This window comes from Aequorivita sediminis (assembly GCF_032080575.2).
In the GTDB taxonomy this organism is placed as follows: Bacteria; Bacteroidota; Bacteroidia; order Flavobacteriales; family Flavobacteriaceae; genus Aequorivita; species Aequorivita sediminis.
Map to the genome: position 1 here is coordinate 1 of NZ_JAVLSO020000050.1, position 358 is coordinate 358.

At 39.1% G+C, this 358-nt stretch carries 1 protein-coding gene; it reads right to left on the reverse strand.

Annotation, left to right across the window (positions count from 1 at the left end):
- A partial coding sequence (locus RT250_RS13635) for a GIY-YIG nuclease family protein (RefSeq protein ID WP_353963221.1) occupies nt 1–179 on the reverse strand: 179 nt, incomplete at its 3' end.
- Nucleotides 180–358: the final 179 nt, after the last annotated feature.

A 358-nucleotide genomic window follows, 5' to 3' on the forward strand; every position in this document is an offset into this window, starting at 1 on the left:
ACGGCTTCGGATCTAGTTTTAAAAATTTCAGAATATTTTAATTCCCAATCCTTAGCTTTTGAGGTAAACCCTTTGTGATTCCATAAATGCTCCCGCAACCGATGGGATATATCTTCGGTAGACCCAACATAATACCGGTCAAGGGTGTGTGAGTATAATATGTAGACAAAAAATTCCATAAAAAAAACCGAAGTAAAAACTTCGGCTTTTAAAATCTAGTGGGCGATGAGAGCCTGTTCCGAATTGATTTCGGAAGGTTCGAACCCCCGACCCTCCCGAAGTTAATTCGGGATGCTCTAAACCAACTGAGCTATTCTTTAGAACTGATTAATTTCTCAATCATTTTTCTGCTCTTCCA